This is a genomic window from Pseudomonas sp. Irchel 3F6, assembly GCF_900187595.1.
GTDB lineage: Bacteria > Pseudomonadota > Gammaproteobacteria > Pseudomonadales > Pseudomonadaceae > Aquipseudomonas > Aquipseudomonas siliginis.
Window position 1 is genome coordinate 320,537 of the sequence record NZ_FYDP01000002.1, and the last position, 18,115, is coordinate 338,651.

The following is an 18,115-nucleotide window of genomic DNA, read 5'->3' on the forward strand; positions in this document are numbered from 1 at the left end:
GTGCAATCGCCCGGGCGTCACGTCACCTGTGTCAGCTTCACGTCTGTGACGAGCATGTCGATCAACGTGCGCAGGTAGGTGAAGGTCTGATCTTTTTTCTCCCAGCGATCAACGAAGAACAGACCCTTGTCATTGATCTGAATCGGCGTCTCAACGATCTCGCCGGACCTGGATTTATGCACCACGCTGGCGTTGCGGGTGTCTGCATTTTCTATAAGGAAGTTTCCGGGTTCGGTCAGTTTGCTGCGACTGACAGAAGGCGTCGCAGCAGGCTTTTTCGTTCCGGGGACGGCCACCTCCATCACAAAATCGCTGCTCAAAGCCCTGACGTTGGCCTCGTGCTTGCCGCTGACAAATTCCCACGACCCACGGTGAATATCCCGGGCCAGTTCAGGGGCTGTGTCGCGCACGTGCAGGCTGACGGCGGACAGTGTATCGGCCAGACCTGGCACACCGAGGTTGTAATTGGTATGCGCACTGCCGATGAAGGCCACCCATTTATGCGGCCCGTTGGCCAATTGATCAGCCTCGATCACTTGGGTTGCAAAATAGCTGAACATCTCGTTTCGCGAGACGTGTTCGTCATACACGCCCTTGAGGTGATAGGACGCCGTGCAATCTAGGGCTCTGATGCGAATGTTGTATTTGGCCGCCGCCTGACAGACCGCAGTGTACGTATCGTTCCCTGTGTAATTCGGCATCTGCCCTTGATCCTGACGATGCAGATAAGCCTTGAGCCTGTCGGGCATGCGCTGGGTACGCAGAAAAATGTCGAGATCGGCCTGGTGCAGGTCGGTGAGCAGGTGCTCGACGTACAACGTGTCATAACCGGCTTGCTTAAGGGCTTTCATGTGCTTTTTCAGCAGCGCTTTGCTCGCTACATCGACGTGGGCTTCGCCGATCAGCAGATTCAGACGTCCGTCGGTCAATTGCCGTAAAAAAGCTTCGAATGTGCAGTCGGAGGCGAGCACCGGCAGGATCGGCGCATCGGGTGGGACGTAGTCGGTAAAAGCGTCCCTGGCGGTTTTTTCCAGGCGGTTGCGCTGGGCTATGAAAGCCTCGTAGGCCGTTCTTTCACTGGGTATTGTCGGGGTGTAACTCGAGTGCATGGAGTTGGGATGATGCAACATTTCAGCAATATCGTCGCGCAGTGGCGAAGCAATATCGAACTCGCTGAAATGTTCAACCGCGCTAGCTGCGGCGGGCGGCTTGGAGACAGGTAGAGGTGCCTTGTAGGCACTCGGCATCTGTACGAGGTAATCACCTTGCGCTGTCGCGTCTCCCGCGATGGCACCGGGCGCGTCCCTGCTTATGCGTGCGGGTTGGTACAAGTCGATGTCTTCAATACGCACGGCAACGGCCTCGTGGAGGTCGGCCAGGCCCGGGGTGTTGTCGAACGTGGTCATGCGCGACTGCTCGGTCAGGGCAATCCAGCGCTCTTCGCCGATCTCGGCCATATCGGTGGCAAGCGCCTTGTGCGAATAAAAGTTTCTGATGCGGTTGTTTCGCGGGGTCAAAGGCGAGAGCCTGGACATCACCATGATCCCTTCGAGTTGATAACTGGTCGAGCCGTCCAGCGCATGAATGCTCATGCCTTTTTCCCGTGCCTTGCGCACCAGCGCCAGGTAAGAGAAAGGCGCGTCTGGCTCATGGCCCATGGCTTTATCGAGCGCTTTCAGATGTTTCTTGATATGGCGCCAGGATTCTCCCCTGTTGAATTTTTCCAGTTTGAGATGAAATACGTCTCCCGGCAGGTATTCGAGGAAGAGGTGCTTGTAGCCGTTCTCCAAAAGCACGTCGAGATTTTCGATCAGTGCCTGTTTGCTGGCGATAGAGCCCGGCTGTGCACCGATGACCAGATTCTTTGCGGCGAATGCATCGCTGGCAATCAACTGTGCGAATGAGGTGTTGGCGGCAACCGCCGGCACTTCGGCGCGAGCGGGCAGCGGTGCGAGTTGGGCAAAATGGCGCGTGGCGTCCGTGGTGAGTTTTTCCACCTGTTGCAGATAGGCTTGGCGCATGCTGGCCATTTTGTCGACCACGTTGACCAGGATGACCTGGGGTGAGAAGCCCATGTAATGCTCGCCCTCCTGGAGCATTCGTCGTCGCGATTGCGGGTCCAGCAACTCTTCAACGAGATCCCGGTACTTGATCGCCACTCCATAATCTTTATGCGGGCCGGGTGTCTCGGGCACGGCTTCGTATTTTGGTGCACCGCCGGACAGGCCGCTGCGCACCATCACTCCGTCGGAGTTGCGCACGGTCAGAATGCCGGTCGAAAGCAGTCCGGAGCCATTCGGATCCGGGCGGTAGAGCAAATAACGGCCGAGTGCGTCCGGAGTCGTGCTGGCGTAATACGACTGCCCTCTGAAAACGACGGCATGCATATCGTCGCGGACCGGTTCGGTCGCCATTTGGTCGATCAATGGCAGAAGATCCTCTTGCTCGTCGCCAACGGTGGTGACAGCCCGATGCAACGGGCGCCGGACGGGCTTGAGTGAACGCAGCGCCGGACGCAGATCCGTCAGCACCGCGCCAGCACTGTTGAACAGATAACCGAGCAAGTGCCGGAACGCTTCGTTGTTATTTCCCTGACGATAGGCATGCAGAGCGAGCATCGCGTCCTTGAAGGCCAGCAACAGGCCGGTGCTCAGGCTCAACAGCGGGAACGGCGCGGTGGCGATGGCAGCGACCCATTCGACGCTCGTCCAGATCAGGCCGGCAATCATTTCGGCGCGACTGGTGGTCGTGGCATGGACGTTGTCGATCCGCCGTTGCAACTTCATGTCGTAGAGCGCGGTACGCAGGTCGCTGACGGCGTCGGCCGGGCGCATCGAGTCATAACGGGCGGGGCTGGGGCTGGTTCTGTTGAGATCTTTGGGCAGTTTCTTGCGGATGTTTTCCAGGTACGTGCGCACTCGGGTCTGGGCACTGACACCCACCCGCTGGGTCAGGTACTCGATCATGCCGGACTGCAGCAGCAGGTAATTGAACAGGCGCGCTTCGCGAAAACGCACGCCGTCCGGTGCGTCCGGCGTATACAGCAGGACCGGATCGCCGCCATGGCTGAACAACCAGGCATCGATCACCCATTCGCCGTCGATCATCAACCGGTGGATCGGGTATTTCGTCCGGGTCTGCCCCGACGTTTGATCCATGCTGCTGATGCTTTGCTGCAGCCATTGCAGGTCGCTGCTGGCGATATGTCCTTGCAGCTGGCATTCCAGCGCGGCGCTTTGCATCTGGCGCTGAGTGATGGCCAGCGTCGCGTTGCGTCGGAACGCGTAGCCTTCGCTTTTAGAGTCCTGCAGCTCGTTTTTGACTTTGTCGGTATAGCGTTTGCCGATCCAGACACCCGTGACCGAGCGGGCTACGTTCTGCGCGGTCAGGCTACTGATATCGACGCCTTGCGGACCTTTGAAGCGCGCCGAGCGTGAGAATTTCTGGTCGAGAAAACCGACGCCGTCGGCATAGCCGTCGCGATACAGCCGGGTATAGGTCAGCGGTTTCGGCGTCCATGAGGGCACGATCGACTTTGGCGAATAGGCCCAGACGGTGTCGGGATCGACGTCATTGGCAGGGCGCCTGAGCAAGCGGTTCAGGCTGATCTTCGCTTGCGCATGCACGTAATCGTCAAACGCCTGAAAACGTCCGCCCGACAGCGGATGCTGATTGAACGCGCGCAAAGCCCCCTCGGCGTCGTCGCTCAGGGTCGAGAGTTTTCGGCGATTGGCCGCAGTGGTCGAGCGATACCACACCGGGGTGCTGAAATCGTAGTCGTCGATGCGTGTGGCGAGCATGTGTTCAGCCATCGCTTTGAGGCAATCGAGATGGTTGCCCAGGTGGTCGAAGGCGACTTTCTGGTGCTCTGCTGCTTCCGGCTTGAGGCTCAGCCCCGACAATACCTTGCGCAGGGTCGAACGAAAGCGCATCGGTGCGCGGCTGATCAGATAGCCGGCCATGCTTTCGACGGCGTCATTCTGCTTGGCCCAACCCAGTAGATGGGTCTGCAATTGGCGCTCGCTGTCGAACGCCTCGAACTGGCGTTCACGGGGCGCCTGCGGTGTGCAAAGCAGCAGGCGGCGGACCGCACCGGATTCGTCGGTCTGACGCAGCACCCACAGATCCTGCAGCTGGGCGCCGTGCAAAGACAGGGTGGCGGCGCGCAGCTGTGGATCGCTGCCGTTACGCAGGCGCTGGAGCATTTGCAGATCGCCGTCGAGCAGGTGCCCTTGCAGCGCTGCGGCATGGGCGAGCGCGACGATGCGCTGATCGAGCATCTGCTCGATCGCAGGTTTGATCGCGGATCTCGCCTGCATCTGCGTTTGCAAGCGTGCGAAGTCGACGCGCGGTTCCAGCTCCAGTGCCTGCTTGATCACCCAGGCGGGCGTTACGTCCGCGTACTCGTCGGATAACGGCAGGTCGTTGTAAGTCAGCCGGGTGTTACTGAGAAACGCCGAGCCCGGCAACTCATCGCCAGTGTGCGGGCCGCGCAAGGTCAGCTCGAGCAGATTGCTCTTGTGCACATAAGCGCCGAATCCGGGGACCTGCCGATTCGTCGTGATCTGCAGCTTGTCCGGTTCCAGGTCGTCGATTTGCAAATCATCACTCAGCCGTTCCAGCCATTGGTGGCGGGCGACGGCCATCAGGCTGACCGCCGGACCCATCAGGTCAAGCAGGTTTTGCCGGGCATGGTTGTAGTTGCCCAGGTGCAACGCCAGTTCGGCCCGCTTGGCGGCGTCGGCGCTGCGGTACCAGTCCGGGGCGCTGTTGCGCAAATGCCGCTCGAACAGGGTTTGTGCCTGAAGTGCCAGGCGCGGGGTGAGATCCGGCAGCGCAGCGTCGATGGCGCGCCCCAGCTCGGCGATCAGTACAGCGCCATCCTGCTGCGGATTGGCGGCGAAACTCAATGCATGTTCGATATCCAGGGTGCGCTTTTCGATCAAGGCATCGTAGATGTGTTCGAACAGCGGTTTGCTGTCGATGGGCGCCAGCTGCAATGGCCAGATTCCCGCTGTACCGACATCGTGGTAGCGGCTGGGCAGCAGCTGCATCAATTCGCCACGGCTGATGCTGTGCTGCATGGTCTTGAGCAGATGGGCATCGAGATCAGCCAGGGAACTGAACAGCTCCAGGCCCCTGGCCGGTGTGAACAACACGACGAAGCCCGCGCTCTGGTCGGTCAACAGATCGCTGACTTTCGGGGTGTCTTTTTGCGTCACAACAAAGGCCCCGGCCAGCTCGACAGTGGTTTGCTGATAAGTGAACTGCAACGCATACATCGCCGGACGCAACAGCGGGCCGAGGGCCAGTTTCTGCATCAGCTCGCCGGCCTGTGGGTGCAGCAGGCGATCGGTGACGGCCTGTTTCGCCTCGTACTCAAGCGCAGTGAAACCGGCGTCGTATTTGAGGAAGGTTTTTGCCGATTTGCCGTCGATCTGATCACGCAGATCCATGTTGATCAGTTGCGTGTTGAGGCGCACCTTCAGCATGGCGATCAGTTGCTTGCCTGCCTCGCTCTGCAGGTCGGTGGTTGCCAGCGCCTGATAGAGCGCGCGGCTGCGTTGCAGATAGCCGTCGCGATAGGTTTTCAGCTGCTCTTCGAGGCGTTTGAGATGAGCCTGCTCGGTACTCGGTTTGTGCTCGGGCAACAGCGGGGTTTCGGTGTTGAAGAGAAGACGACCGATCTGGTTGAGATCGTTTTTGAGCTCATCGGGTGTGGGTGCGTTGGGGGTGCTCATGGGCACGATTTCCATGCTGGGGATGAAGGGCCAGCATGGCGAGCAGGGCGTGGAGGAGGGTGGTATTCATGTATCGTGCGCGTGCCGTATTTTCGGCGCCCGCTCCAGCCCTCCCGCCACCCGCGCAGATCAAACCTGCGCGCTGACCTCCCCGCGACTCAGCAACGCCTCGATCGCGCCACTCAAACTCGCGGCCTTGTCCCCCACCAGCAAATGCCAGACGCCACCGTCCAACCGGCTGACACCCAGGCAGCCGAGCGCTTTGAGCTGCGCCTCGGACGGCGCCTTGGCATCGGCCAGTTGCAGGCGAATACGGGTCATGGCGATGCAATCGAGTTGCAGCACATTGTCGCGACCGCCCAGTGCATTCAGCCATTGCTGCGCCTCGTTGCGGGTAAGCGCAACAGTCGTCGGCACATCGGCAACTACTACGGTTTCTGCCAAAGTTGTACGGCCCAGCGCAGGCATGGCCAAGCGAATCTCATCGGCAATGCTGTCAGCCAACGGCCCGACCACGACCTGCAAGCTGCCGCCCTTGCCCGGGCGCACCACCGCCATCGCGCCCAGCGCTTTCAGCTCGGCATCCGAGGCCTTGTTGCGATCGACCATCTCCAGGCGCAGTCGGGTCGTGCAGGCGCCGACGGTGAGCAGATTCTCGGCGCCGCCCAAGGCTTTGATATACGCACTGGCGCGTTCGGTTTCCGAGAGCACGGCTTTTTCGGCGCTGGCGACGTCTTCGCGCCCCGGCGTCTTCAGGTTGAAGCGGCGAATACAGAAGTCGAAAACCAGATAATAAATAACCGCGTAAGCCAGCCCGACCGGCACCACCAGCCAGCCATTGGTCGACTTGCCCCAGCCGAGAATCATGTCGATGAAACCACCGGAAAAGGTGAAGCCCAGATGAATGTTCAGGGCGTTGGTGATCGCCATCGACAGCCCGGTCAGCAGCGCGTGCAGAAGGAACAGCAACGGCGCGAGAAACATGAAGGCGAATTCGATCGGCTCGGTCACACCGGTCAGAAACGAGGTCAGCGCCATCGACAGGAAGATCCCGCCCATCACCTTGCGCCGCTCCGGCAACGCGTTGCGATACATCGCCAGGCACGCGGCGGGCAGGCCGAAGATCATCATCGGGAACATGCCGGTCATGAACTGCCCACCCTTCGGATCGCCGGCGAAATAACGCGACAGATCGCCGGTCACCAATGCCCCAGTGGTCGGGTCGGTGAAGTTGCCGAAGACGAACCACGCCATGTTGTTAAGGATGTGGTGCAGGCCAGTGACGATCAGCAGGCGGTTGAACACGCCGAAGACGAAGGCGCCGATGCTGCCGCTTTCCATCATCAGCGCGCCGAACGCGTTGATGCCCTGCTGGATCGGCGGCCAGATATAGCCGAACAGCACGCCCAGCCCCACCGCTGCAAAACCGGTGACAATCGGCACGAAACGGCGGCCACCGAAGAACGCCAGGTACTCCGGCAGCTTGATGTCCTTGAAGCGGTTGTACAGCGCACCGGCCATCAGGCCGCTGACGATCCCGGCGAGCATGCCCATGTTGATGCTCGCATCGAGCACCTTGAGCGTGGAGATCATCACCAGATAACCGATCACCCCGGCCAGGCCGGCGGTGCCGTTGTTGTCTTTGGCGAAACCGACGGCGATGCCGATGGCAAAGATCATCGCCAGGTTGGCGAAGATCACTTGCCCGGCATCGTGAATGATCGCGATGTTCAACAGATCCGTGTCGCCCAGGCGCAGCAGCAGGCCGGCAATCGGCAGGATCGCGATCGGCAGCATCAGCGCGCGGCCCAGGCGTTGCAGGCCTTCGATGAAGAGTTGGTACATGGCGTTTGTCCTTTTTGTTTTTGTTAGCGCAGAGGCCAATGTTGATGACAGGCGTGGCGAACGGCGGCGGCGCTGGACAGCTTGAGCAAGTCGCGGCTCAGGCGCTGACATTCGGCTTCATGCAGCTGACGCACGCGTTCCTTGATTTCACCGATCTGCACCGGGCTCACCGACAGTTCAGTGACGCCCAGGCCGATCAGCACCGGCGTCGCCAGCGGGTCGGAGGCGAGGGCGCCGCAGACGCCGACCCAGCGCTTGTGTACCGCCGCACCCTCGCAGGTCATGGCGATCAGGCGCAGCAACGCCGGGTGCAGGGCATCGACCCGCGCCGCCAGCCCGGCGTGGTCGCGGTCCATGGCCAGGGTGTATTGCGACAGATCGTTGGTGCCGATCGAGAGGAAGTCGGCGTGTTCGGCCAGTTGTTCGGCTTGCAGCGCGGCGGCGGGGACTTCGATCATCACGCCGATTTCCGGGCGCTCGGTAATCCCCAGCTCAAGACACAAGGCATCGACGCGCTGGCGGATGTGCAGCAGCTCGTCGACCTCGGTGACCATCGGCAACAGAATCCGGCAACGCGGCAACGGCTTGACCTGCAACAGCGCGCGCAGTTGCTGATCGAGAATTTCCGGGCGCGCCTGCGCCAGACGAATGCCGCGCAATCCGAGCACCGGGTTGGCCTCGGCGGGCAGTGGCAGGTAGTCGAGTTGCTTGTCGCCACCGACGTCGATGGTGCGGATGATCACCGACTTGTCGCCCATGGCATCAATCACCGCTTGATAGGCGCTGCGCTGTTCTTCGACGTCGGGTGCCGTCTGGCGATCGACGAAGAGAAACTCGGTGCGCAACAGGCCTACACCATCAGCACCGTTGGCAAATGCGTCTGCCGCTTCGCTGCTTGAGGCGACGTTGGCGACCACTTCGATGTGCACGCCATTGCGCGTTTCAGCGGGCAAATGGGCTTTGGCCTGTTGGCTGTCGCGACGCTGCCGGCGCTCGATTTGTGCCTGTTGCACTTCGCTCAGGCGCTCGGCGTTTGGCGTCAATTCGAGGCGCCCGCCGTCGGCGTCGAGCACCACGGCCTGATCCTGCGGCTGCTCAAGTAATTGCGCGCCCAAAGCGACGAGGCACGGCAGACCTTTGCCGCGTGCCAGTATCGCGACGTGCGAGGTCGCGCCACCTTCGGCCATGCACAACCCGGCGACACCTTGCGCGCTGAGTTGCAGCAGATCCGACGGCGTCAGTTCATGGGCGGCAACGATGGCGCCGGCCTGCACCTGGTATCCCCAGGCCTCGCCAAGCAGAGCGCGCAGGACGCGTTGCTTGAGGTCGCGCAAATCGTTGGCACGTTCGGCCAGCAGCGGACTGCCGGTGCCTTGCAGCATGTCGCACTGGGTGTCGATCGACTGACTCCAGGCGTGCGTCGCTGCGGTGCCTTGCGCGATGAATTGCTGCGCGGCGTCGAGCAGGGCCGGGTCTTCGAGCAGCGCCATGTGTGCGGCGAAGATCGCTTCTTCGTCGGCGTTCCTGTGCTTTTTCGCTTGGGCGAGGGTGGCAGCGATTTCGCTGCGCACCGCGTTCAATGCCGCTTCAAGAATCGGCTGCTGTTGCACCGGATCGTGGTTGCCCGCATCCGCCGGCAAGGTGATCGCGTTCAAGCGAAACAGCGGCCCGGCGACCAGCCCCGGCGCCGCGCAGACACCGTGCAACACGCCAGCCTCGGCCGGGCGTTTCAGCGCGGCTGTGGTGGTCGGCGCTTGCGCGTGATGATCGTCCGGCAGCGCCGTGGCCAATGCGCTGAGCAGAGCTTGCAATGCGGCATCGGCGTCCGGTCCCTGACAACTGACCTGCACCTCATCCTGCTCACCAATCGCCAGCCCCATCAAACCGATCAGGCTGTTGCACGGCGCCGATTTGCCGTTGAAGTGCAGCTGTGAGTGGCTGCTGAAACCTTGGGCGGTCTGGCGGATCAGCGCAGCCGGGCGCGCATGCAAGCCGCCGCGATGAGCGACCCGCACTTGACCACGAACCTCTGGCCCGCCGCTTGTATCGGTATTCGCCGCCACCACATTGCGCGCGATGATGTGCAGCAAAGGCTCGCCAACTTTCACCGCTTTGAGGGTGATCGGCCGCACCTGAAAATCCGCGCTGTTGGTCAGGATCAACAGGCTGACCAGGCTTTTGCACTGCTGGCCGACCTTGTCCAGGTCATAGCGCAGCAGCGGCTGACCGAGGCTGACGCGATCGCTTTCCTTGACCAGCATGGCGAAACCTTCACCGTTCAATTCAACGGTGTCGAGACCCAGATGCAGGAGGATTTCCGCACCGTTGTCGGCGCGAACGGTTACCGCATGGCTGCTGCGCGCAACGTGGATGACCACGCCGGCGCAGGGCGAATACAGCGTGTCGTTGAGCGGGTCGATGGCGATGCCGTCGCCCATCGCGCCACTGGCGAACACCGCGTCCGGGACGTTGGCGAGCGTCAGTACCGGGCCGCTGAGCGGGGCGCTGAGGGTCAGCTCTTTATTGTTGTCGGGCATGGCTGGGTCTCATCAGTTGAATCTCGGTTCGATGCCCCCTGTAGGAGCTGCCGAAGGCTGCGATCTTTTGATCTTGTTTTTTCGCTACGTGAAAAAAACAAAAGATCGCAGCCTTCGGCAGCTCCTACACGGAGTACATCCGTCAACGGCTATCAGTGCGTGCGGGTCACTTTGCTCAAATGGCGCGGCTGATCCGGGTCCATGCCCCGCGCCACGGCCAGGCCTGCGGCCATCACGTAAAAGCTCTGGATCGCCAGAATCGGGTCGAGGGCCGGGTGTTCGGCGCGTGTCAAGGTCAGGTCGCGCTCGTTCACGTCATCTGGCGCGGCGAGCAAGACCCGGGCGCCGCGTTGACGCATCTCTGCCGCGAGGCTCAGCAGGCCGGCCTGCTCGGCGCCGCGCGGGGCGAAAACCAGCAGCGGATAGTGTTCGTCGATCAGTGCCATCGGGCCGTGACGGACTTCGGCACTGCTGAACGCTTCGGCCTGAATCGCCGAGGTTTCCTTGAATTTCAGCGCCGCTTCCTGAGCAATCGCGAAACCGGCGCCACGGCCGATCACCATCAGGCGCTCGCAATCGCGCAGGGCTTCGATGGCCACGCTCCAGTCCTGTTTCGCCGCTTCGCGCAGGCCTTCTGGCAGCGCATCGTGGGCTTGCAGCAATTCGCTGTCCTCTTTCCAGTGCGCGATCAAACGCGCGCTGGCGCTGAGGGTGGCGATAAAGCTTTTGGTCGCAGCGACGCTGCTTTCAGTCCCGGCAAGCAGCGGCAGGCTGAATTCACAAGCTGCCTCCAGGGGCGAATCGGCAGCGTTAACCATCGACACACTTAGCGCGCCACGCTTGCGCAACAGGCGCAGGCTGTTGACCAGATCCGGGCTCTGCCCCGACTGCGAAAACGCAAAGGCGACCTGACCGCTGACTTTCAGTGGCGCCTGCTGCATGGTCACCACCGACATCGGCAACGAGGCCACCGGCACGCCCAGTTGCTGCATGGTCAGGTAGGCGAAGTAGCTCGCCGCGTGGTCGGAGCTGCCACGGGCGACGGTCATCGCCACTTGCGGTGGCTGGCGGCGCAGGCGCCCGGCGATCTCGATCATCGGCGCGTCGAGTTGTTGCAGTTGGGCTTGCACGGCCTCGAACGAGGACAGCGCCTCTTCAAGCATTTTTGAAGTCAATGTCTTCTCCTTCGACCATGACGGCGGTCAGTGTGAGTGAGCGATCGAGCCGCACGCAGTCGGCCCAGGCGCCGGGGGCAAGGCGCCCGCGTTCGGTGATGCCGAGGTAGTCGGCGGGAAATTGCGACAGACGCTGCGAGGCTTCGGCGATCGGCAAACCGATCTTCACCAGATTGCGCAGGGCCTGATCCATGGTCAGGGTGCTGCCGGCCAGCGTGCCGTCGGGCAGACGCACGCCGCCCAGGCATTTGGTCACGGTGTGGCTGCCGAGCTTGTATTCACCGTCGGGCATGCCGGCGGCGGCGGTCGAATCGGTGACGCAGTACAGGCACGGGATCGAACGCAGGGCCACGCGAATGGCGCCGGGGTGTACGTGCAGCAGATCGGGAATCAGCTCGGCGTATTTGGCGTGCGCCAGTGCGGCGCCGACGATGCCCGGCTCGCGGTGATGCAGCGGGCTCATCGCGTTGTAGAGGTGGGTGAAACTGCTGGCACCGGCAGCCAATGCGGCGACGCCTTCCTCGTAGCTGCCGAGGGTGTGGCCGATCTGCATGCGGATGCCACGGCTGCTGAGTTCGCGAATCAACCCGTCGTGACCGGCGATTTCCGGGGCAATGGTGATGACGCGGATCGGCGCCAGCGCCAGATATTCTTCGACTTCTGCCATCAACGCGGTGTGGGCGAAGTTCGGTTGAGCGCCGAGTTTTCCCGGGTTGATGTACGGGCCTTCAAGGTGCACTCCGAGAACACGCGCGGCGCCTTTCGGACGCTGTTCGCAGAATTGTCCTACCTCTTTCAGGACATTTGAGATTTCCGCACTCGGCGCGGTCATGGTGGTGGCCAACAGCGAGGTGGTGCCGAAACGCACGTGGGTTTTGCTGATGGTTTCGAAGGCGTCGGCGCCTTCCATGATGTCTTTGCCGCCGCCGCCGTGCACATGCAGGTCGATGAAACCCGGCAGCAGATAGGGCAGATCGTTAGCTGCCGGATCGCAGGGCACGCCTTCGATCGACATGATCTTGCCGTGTTCGTGAATCAGCCGGCCGCGAACCCAGCCGCTGGCGGTGAGGATGTTGTCTTCGGACATTTTCGTTCTCGCTTGGGGCCGCGCTCAGCGACGCGGCTCTTTATCTACGAAGCTCTGCAACAAAGTCGTAGTAGTCGTTGCGGCAATAGGTGTCGGTGACTTCGATCGGTGTGTTGTCTTCCAGATAGCCGACCCGGGTCATCAGCAGCATGGCGGTGCCGGGGGCGATACCGACCAGTGCGGCGAATTCGTCCGAGGCGTTGATTGCCTGGATGTGCTGAAGGGCGCGGACGATCGGTTTGCCGATGCCGTCGAGGTATTCGTACAGCGAATCGCCCACCGCTTGCGGCCTGGGCATGATCGACGCGGGCAGGGTGCTCATCTCGATCGCCATGACCGTGTCATCGGCTTTGCGCAGGCGCTTCATGCGCGCCACCTTGTCATTCGGCGACAGGCTGAGGCGGATCAGTTCTTCGTGGGTTGGGAGGGTGATCTCCCGCTCCAGCCATTTCGAACTCGGCACGAAACCTTTCAGGCGCAGCATCTCGCTGAAGCCGGAAAGACGCGACAGTGGTTGTTCCAGGCGTGGGGTGATGAACGTGCCCGAGCCTTGCAGGCGGCGGATCAGGCCTTGCTCGAGCAAGACTTCCAGCGCCTTGCGTGCGGTGACCCGGGAGATGCCGAGCTGGTCGCTGAGATTGCGCTCGGACGGCATCGCCTGTTCGGCCTTCCACTGCCCGGCATGAATCGCCGCTTCCAGATTGCGCGCCAGTTGCAAGTACAGCGGCGTCGGCTGGGAATCGTCAGGACGTAGGGACTGGAGGTCGTTCATGTAGGTCGTTTCCGCCGCGAGTATAGGATTGTTGTGGCTCGCTTGTGCGACGGAAGCTAATACCACTTGAATACCATGTCAACGCGATGAACTGGCGTCTGACCCATTGGAGTGGCGGTTTTCAGGGGGCAGTGTTTAAAGTGGTATTAGTGATGGCCTATAAAAAGCAAAAGATCGCAGCCTGCGACAGCTTCTACAGTTGAGAGTGGTATCACCCCTGTAGGCGCCGTCGCAGGCTGCGATCTTTTGATTTATTTTTTTTGCGGTGACCAGCGGTCGAGGTTACGGACGAATCTCGATCATCGTGCCGTCCGGTACCAGATTCCAAACTTCACGCATGTCGACGTTGCGCATGGCGATGCAGCCGTCGGTCCAGTCGAGGGTATGGAACAGCTGTTCCGGATTGTCTGCCGAGTCCGGGGTGCCGTGGATCATGATCATCCCGCCAGGCTCAACGCCTTCACGACGCGCGCGGGCGGCATCGCTGATGTTCGGGTAGGAAATGTGCATCGACAGGTTGAATTTGTCGCTGGTCTTGCGCCAGTCGATCCAATAGAAACCTTCAGGTGTGCGTTTGTCGCCCTCGATCAGTTTCGGGCCTTTCTTCGCGCCCTTGCCCAAGGAAATGCGATAGGTCTTCAGGGGCTTGCCGTCGGCAATCAACTGCAGTTGGTGGGCCGATTTCAGTACCAGGACTTTTTCGATCAGTGGAGTGTTCGAGGGCGTCACGGTGGTCACGAATGACGCTTGCGAAACGCTGACGAACGACAGGCACAACAGGGCAAGCAACCAACGCATTGAAACGATTCCCCAGGGAGTGACGCAATCAGGTTTTAGGTAGGAGTTGCCGAAGGCTGCGATCTTTTGATCTTCTAGCCAACAATCACCGGCTGAACCAATGGCGGAATCGATTCCGAACGAACCGGATACTTCTCGACGCGCCGATCAGCGAAGAAGCATTCTAAGGTACGCCCGACCGTGCGGAAAGCCAGCTCGTCCCAGGGAATGTCGGCTTCTTCGAACAGCTGCACTTCAAGGCTTTCCGGCCCGGCCGCGTATTGCAGATCGGCCAGTTCGGCGCGGAAGAACACATGCACCTGGCTGATGTGCGGCACATCGATCAGCGTGTAGATGCTCAGGTTGCGTACCCGGGCGCAGGCTTCCTCGGCGGTTTCGCGGATGGCGGCCTGCTCGATGGTCTCGCCGTTTTCCATGAAACCGGCGGGCAGCGTCCAGTAACCGAGACGCGGCTCGATGGCGCGGCGGCAGAGCAGCACTTTCGTCCCCCAGGTCGGTACGCACCCGGCGACGATATTGGGATTCTGGTAGTGAATGGTCTGACAGCTGTCGCAGACAAATCGCAGCCGCGAGTCGCCTTCGGGAATGCGCTGGGTGACCGGGTTACCGCAGTGGCTGCAAAATTTCATGCTCGGGTTCCTGAATGCTGCGCCTATCTTGGCGTGCAGCGGGGCCGGTCGGCAAGTTGTCGTTTCGCGACACGACGGGTTTCGGGGGCTTGGGCGCTCGCTTTGATTGGTGCATGATGCGGAGCAAGGCACCGATCGAGAACACTCATGCTGGACGAGCTACTGCATAGGGTAAGCAACCACACACCGCGCACGCTGGAGACCGACGCACGTTTTCCCGAAGCCGCCGTGCTGGTGCCGATCACCCGCAGTGACGAACCGGAACTGGTCCTGACCCTGCGCGCCAGCGGGCTTTCGACCCACGGCGGCGAGGTCGCCTTCCCTGGTGGACGCCGCGACCCGGAAGACCCGGACCTGATCTTCACCGCGCTGCGCGAAGCCGAAGAAGAAATCGGCCTGCCGCCGGGTCTGGTCGAAGTCATCGGCCCGCTGAGTCCGCTGATTTCCCTGCACGGCATCAAGGTAACGCCGTATGTCGGGGTGATTCCCGACTTTGTCGAATACCAGCCCAACGATGCCGAGATCGCCGCCGTCTTCAGCGTACCGCTGGAATTCTTCCGCAAGGACCCGCGCGAGCATACCCATCGCATCGACTATCAGGGCCGCAGCTGGTACGTGCCGAGCTATCGTTTCGGCGAGTACAAGATCTGGGGCCTGACGGCGATCATGATCGTCGAGTTGATCAACCTGCTCTATGACGCCAAAATCAGCCTGCACCGACCGCCGAAAAGTTTTATCGATACCTGAGCCGTCGTTCGAACGGCCGTGAGCCCGAGGAAAACAAAATGAAATACCGCCTGGGCGACGCCCGTGTCGAAACCCATCCACAGAGCTGGGTCGCGCCCAATGCCGTACTGGTGGGCAAGGTCCGCCTGGAAGAGGGCGCCAACGTCTGGTTCAACGCCGTATTGCGCGGCGACAACGAACTGATCCTCATCGGCAAGAACAGCAACGTGCAGGATGGCACGGTGATGCACACCGACATGGGCTATCCACTGACCATCGGTACCGGCGTGACCATCGGCCACAACGCCATGCTCCACGGCTGCACGGTCGGCGATTACAGCCTGATCGGTATCAACGCGGTGATTCTCAACGGCGCGAAGATCGGCAAGAACTGCATCATCGGCGCCAATTCCCTGATCGGCGAAGGCAAGGAAATTCCCGACGGTTCGCTGGTGATGGGCTCGCCGGGCAAGGTCGTGCGTGAACTGACCGAGGCGCAAAAGAAGATGCTCGAAGCCAGCGCCGCGCACTATGTGCATAACTCGCAGCGTTACGCCCGCGATCTGGTCGAGCAGGAACAATGACGACTGTTGAACGACCAGTCGCGTCTCCGTGTGTGAATATCTGCGCGCTGGATGAAGATGACGTTTGTACCGGGTGCCAGCGCACGGTCGCGGAGATCACCCGCTGGGGCCGCATGAACAATGACGAGCGCCGCGTGGTGCTGGGGTTGTGTCATGAACGGGCGAAAGCGAGTGGATTGGTCTGGATGATTCCCGCGAAGTCAGGCGTCTGAACCACCGCTTTCGCGAGCAGGCTCGCTCCCACTTTGAAATGCATTCAAATGTGGGAGCGAGCCTGCTCGCGAAGACGTCGGTCCTGTCACCGCACCTATTGGCGCAATACCAGCGCTCAAGTAACCTGTGCGCCAAATTGACAGGCCGCCCCCATGATCTTCCTCATCGCCTACATCAGCAGCGTCGTGCTGATCAACTTCGCCTTTTCCACCGCTCCGCACCTGGACATCATCTGGTCGGCCTGGGGCGGGCTGGTGTTCGTGCTGCGCGACATGGTGCAAACGCGCTTCGGTCACGGCGCGATCGTGGCGATGCTGGCGGCGCTGGTGCTTTCCTACATCACGTCCGACCCTTCCATCGCGCTGGCCAGCGCCACGGCGTTCGCGGTCTCCGAGTGCATCGACTGGCTGGTGTTCAGCATCACCAAGCGGCCATTGCGCGACCGTTTATGGATCAGTTCGGCGCTGAGCATTCCGCTGGATACCTTCATCTTTTTCGGCATGATCGACGCCTTGACGCCGCCGGTGATCATCACCGCGCTGGCCTCGAAGTTCGCCGGCGTTACCGCCGTCTGGCTGATCATGGCCTGGCGTGATCGCAAACAGGCTGTCGCCAGCTGAAGCCAAACCCTCGGGTTCATGTAAAATGCCGCGCTTTCTCCCCATGGAAAGCGCACTTGCGTGGCTTTCCTCGATGATCCGCTTCCTTTGAGGACCTGAGATGACCCGTATCGGAACTCCATTGTCGCCAACCGCGACCCGCGTATTGCTGTGTGGCTGTGGTGAGTTGGGCAAGGAAGTGGTAATCGAACTGCAGCGCCTGGGCGTTGAAGTGATTGCCGTCGACCGCTACGCCAACGCGCCGGCCATGCAAGTCGCCCATCGCAGCCACGTGATCAACATGCTCGACGGCGCCGCCCTGCGTGCAGTCATCGAAGCCGAGAAGCCGCACTTCATCGTGCCGGAAATCGAAGCCATCGCCACCGCCACGCTGGTCGAGCTGGAAGCCGAAGGCTTCACCGTGATTCCGACCGCGCGTGCGGCGCAACTGACCATGAACCGCGAAGGTATTCGTCGTCTGGCTGCCGAAGAGCTGGACCTGCCGACCTCGCCGTACCACTTTGCCGACACCTTCGAGGACTACAGCAAAGCCGTTCAGGACCTGGGTTTCCCCTGCGTGGTCAAGCCGGTAATGAGTTCGTCGGGCAAGGGTCAGAGCCTGCTGCGCAGCGCCGATGATGTGCAAAAAGCCTGGGATTACGCGCAAGAGGGCGGTCGCGCCGGCAAAGGTCGGGTGATCATCGAAGGCTTCATCGATTTCGATTACGAAATCACCCTGCTGACCGTGCGCCACATTGGCGGCACCACGTTCTGTGCACCGGTCGGTCACCGTCAGGAGAAGGGCGACTATCAGGAATCCTGGCAGCCACAGGCCATGAGCCCGATTGCTCTGGCTGAATCCGAGCGTGTTGCCAAAGCTGTGACTGAGGCGCTGGGAGGTCGTGGTCTGTTCGGCGTCGAGCTGTTCATCAAGGGCGACCAGGTGTGGTTCAGCGAAGTCTCGCCACGGCCGCATGACACCGGGCTGGTGACGCTGATTTCTCAGGACCTGTCGCAGTTTGCCCTGCATGCCCGCGCCATTCTCGGCCTGCCGGTACCACTGATCCGTCAGTTCGGCCCATCGGCGTCGGCAGTGATTCTGGTTGAAGGCCAGTCGACCCAGACCGCATTCGCCAATCTGGGCGCTGCGTTGAGCGAGCCGGATACCGCGCTGCGTCTGTTCGGCAAGCCGGAAGTGAACGGTCAGCGCCGCATGGGCGTGGCGCTGGCGCGGGATGAGTCGATCGAGGCTGCTCGCGCCAAGGCGACCCGTGCGTCGCAGGCGGTTGTTGTCGAGCTGTAAACCAGGTCGCGGCATCCATTCGCGAGCAGGCTCGCTCCCACATGGGATTGGGTGAACACAGAATCTGTGACCAGCCCCAAAAACCTGTGGGAGCGAGCCTGCTCGC

The 18,115-nt window shown here is 61.3% G+C and carries 13 protein-coding genes; 5 read left to right on the forward strand and 8 right to left on the reverse strand.

Annotated features, from left to right (window positions below):
• Positions 1-17 precede the first annotated feature (17 nt).
• The 8 genes from CKW30_RS07475 to CKW30_RS07510 form a co-directional block, all read right to left on the reverse strand.
• Positions 18-5,741, reverse strand: coding sequence for a membrane-targeted effector domain-containing toxin (locus CKW30_RS07475; protein ID WP_095180439.1), 5,724 nt, complete (start codon positions 5,739-5,741; stop codon positions 18-20).
• A 129-nt stretch (positions 5,742-5,870) separates the two neighbouring features.
• Positions 5,871-7,586: an N-acetylglucosamine-specific PTS transporter subunit IIBC gene (gene nagE / locus CKW30_RS07480; RefSeq protein WP_095180440.1), complete on the reverse strand. Its 1,716-nt coding sequence runs from the start codon at positions 7,584-7,586 to the stop codon at positions 5,871-5,873.
• 23 nt (positions 7,587-7,609) lie between these two features.
• Positions 7,610-10,123, reverse strand: coding sequence for a phosphoenolpyruvate--protein phosphotransferase (gene ptsP, locus CKW30_RS07485; protein ID WP_095180441.1), 2,514 nt, complete (start codon positions 10,121-10,123; stop codon positions 7,610-7,612).
• 152 nt (positions 10,124-10,275) lie between these two features.
• Entirely contained in the window at positions 10,276-11,298 is a 1,023-nt protein-coding gene (locus tag CKW30_RS07490) for an SIS domain-containing protein (protein ID WP_095180442.1), read from the reverse strand.
• Positions 11,279-12,385 (reverse strand): N-acetylglucosamine-6-phosphate deacetylase, encoded by a 1,107-nt coding sequence (nagA, locus tag CKW30_RS07495; protein ID WP_095180443.1) that lies wholly within the window; start codon positions 12,383-12,385, stop codon positions 11,279-11,281. The genes CKW30_RS07490 and nagA overlap by 20 nt, the downstream gene beginning before the upstream one ends.
• Before the next feature lie 40 nt (positions 12,386-12,425).
• Positions 12,426-13,157, reverse strand: coding sequence for a GntR family transcriptional regulator (locus CKW30_RS07500; RefSeq protein ID WP_095180444.1), 732 nt, complete (start codon positions 13,155-13,157; stop codon positions 12,426-12,428).
• 282 nt (positions 13,158-13,439) lie between these two features.
• A complete protein-coding gene (locus CKW30_RS07505) occupies positions 13,440-13,955 on the reverse strand; it encodes a murein L,D-transpeptidase family protein (RefSeq protein ID WP_024011712.1) in 516 nt (171 codons plus the stop codon).
• Between the two features lie 74 nt (positions 13,956-14,029).
• The gene (locus tag CKW30_RS07510) at positions 14,030-14,584 is read right to left on the reverse strand and encodes an NUDIX hydrolase (protein ID WP_056783116.1); all 555 of its coding nucleotides are present in this window, start codon (positions 14,582-14,584) and stop codon (positions 14,030-14,032) included.
• A gap of 147 nt (positions 14,585-14,731) precedes the next feature.
• Between CKW30_RS07510 and CKW30_RS07515 the strand changes: the two genes are divergently transcribed.
• The 5 genes from CKW30_RS07515 (at position 14,732) to purT (ending at position 18,009) form a co-directional block, all read left to right on the forward strand.
• Positions 14,732-15,331 carry a CoA pyrophosphatase gene (locus CKW30_RS07515; RefSeq protein ID WP_016771547.1) on the forward strand — a complete coding sequence of 200 codons (600 nt, stop codon included), beginning with the start codon at positions 14,732-14,734 and terminating at the stop codon, positions 15,329-15,331.
• Positions 15,332-15,369: 38 nt separating this feature from the next.
• Positions 15,370-15,894 (forward strand): gamma carbonic anhydrase family protein, encoded by a 525-nt coding sequence (locus CKW30_RS07520; RefSeq protein ID WP_016771546.1) that lies wholly within the window; start codon positions 15,370-15,372, stop codon positions 15,892-15,894.
• Positions 15,891-16,106 carry a DUF1289 domain-containing protein gene (locus CKW30_RS07525; protein WP_039759143.1) on the forward strand — a complete coding sequence of 72 codons (216 nt, stop codon included), beginning with the start codon at positions 15,891-15,893 and terminating at the stop codon, positions 16,104-16,106. The genes CKW30_RS07520 and CKW30_RS07525 overlap by 4 nt, the downstream gene beginning before the upstream one ends.
• 153 nt (positions 16,107-16,259) lie before the next feature.
• Positions 16,260-16,727, forward strand: coding sequence for a VUT family protein (locus CKW30_RS07530; RefSeq protein WP_016771544.1), 468 nt, complete (start codon positions 16,260-16,262; stop codon positions 16,725-16,727).
• A gap of 100 nt (positions 16,728-16,827) precedes the next feature.
• Positions 16,828-18,009 (forward strand): formate-dependent phosphoribosylglycinamide formyltransferase, encoded by a 1,182-nt coding sequence (gene purT / locus CKW30_RS07535; protein WP_024011715.1) that lies wholly within the window; start codon positions 16,828-16,830, stop codon positions 18,007-18,009.
• Positions 18,010-18,115 lie beyond the last annotated feature (106 nt).

Coding starts and splice junctions, on each gene's coding strand:
- CKW30_RS07475 (WP_095180439.1), bottom strand. CDS start 5,741: ATGAGCACCCCCAACGCACCCACACCCGATGAGCTCAAAAACGATCTC.
- nagE (WP_095180440.1), bottom strand. CDS start 7,586: ATGTACCAACTCTTCATCGAAGGCCTGCAACGCCTGGGCCGCGCGCTG.
- ptsP (WP_095180441.1), bottom strand. CDS start 10,123: ATGCCCGACAACAATAAAGAGCTGACCCTCAGCGCCCCGCTCAGCGGC.
- nagA (WP_095180443.1), bottom strand. CDS start 12,385: ATGTCCGAAGACAACATCCTCACCGCCAGCGGCTGGGTTCGCGGCCGG.
- CKW30_RS07500 (WP_095180444.1), bottom strand. CDS start 13,157: ATGAACGACCTCCAGTCCCTACGTCCTGACGATTCCCAGCCGACGCCG.
- CKW30_RS07505 (WP_024011712.1), bottom strand. CDS start 13,955: ATGCGTTGGTTGCTTGCCCTGTTGTGCCTGTCGTTCGTCAGCGTTTCG.
- CKW30_RS07510 (WP_056783116.1), bottom strand. CDS start 14,584: ATGAAATTTTGCAGCCACTGCGGTAACCCGGTCACCCAGCGCATTCCC.
- CKW30_RS07515 (WP_016771547.1), top strand. CDS start 14,732: ATGCTGGACGAGCTACTGCATAGGGTAAGCAACCACACACCGCGCACG.
- CKW30_RS07520 (WP_016771546.1), top strand. CDS start 15,370: ATGAAATACCGCCTGGGCGACGCCCGTGTCGAAACCCATCCACAGAGC.
- CKW30_RS07525 (WP_039759143.1), top strand. CDS start 15,891: ATGACGACTGTTGAACGACCAGTCGCGTCTCCGTGTGTGAATATCTGC.
- CKW30_RS07530 (WP_016771544.1), top strand. CDS start 16,260: ATGATCTTCCTCATCGCCTACATCAGCAGCGTCGTGCTGATCAACTTC.
- purT (WP_024011715.1), top strand. CDS start 16,828: ATGACCCGTATCGGAACTCCATTGTCGCCAACCGCGACCCGCGTATTG.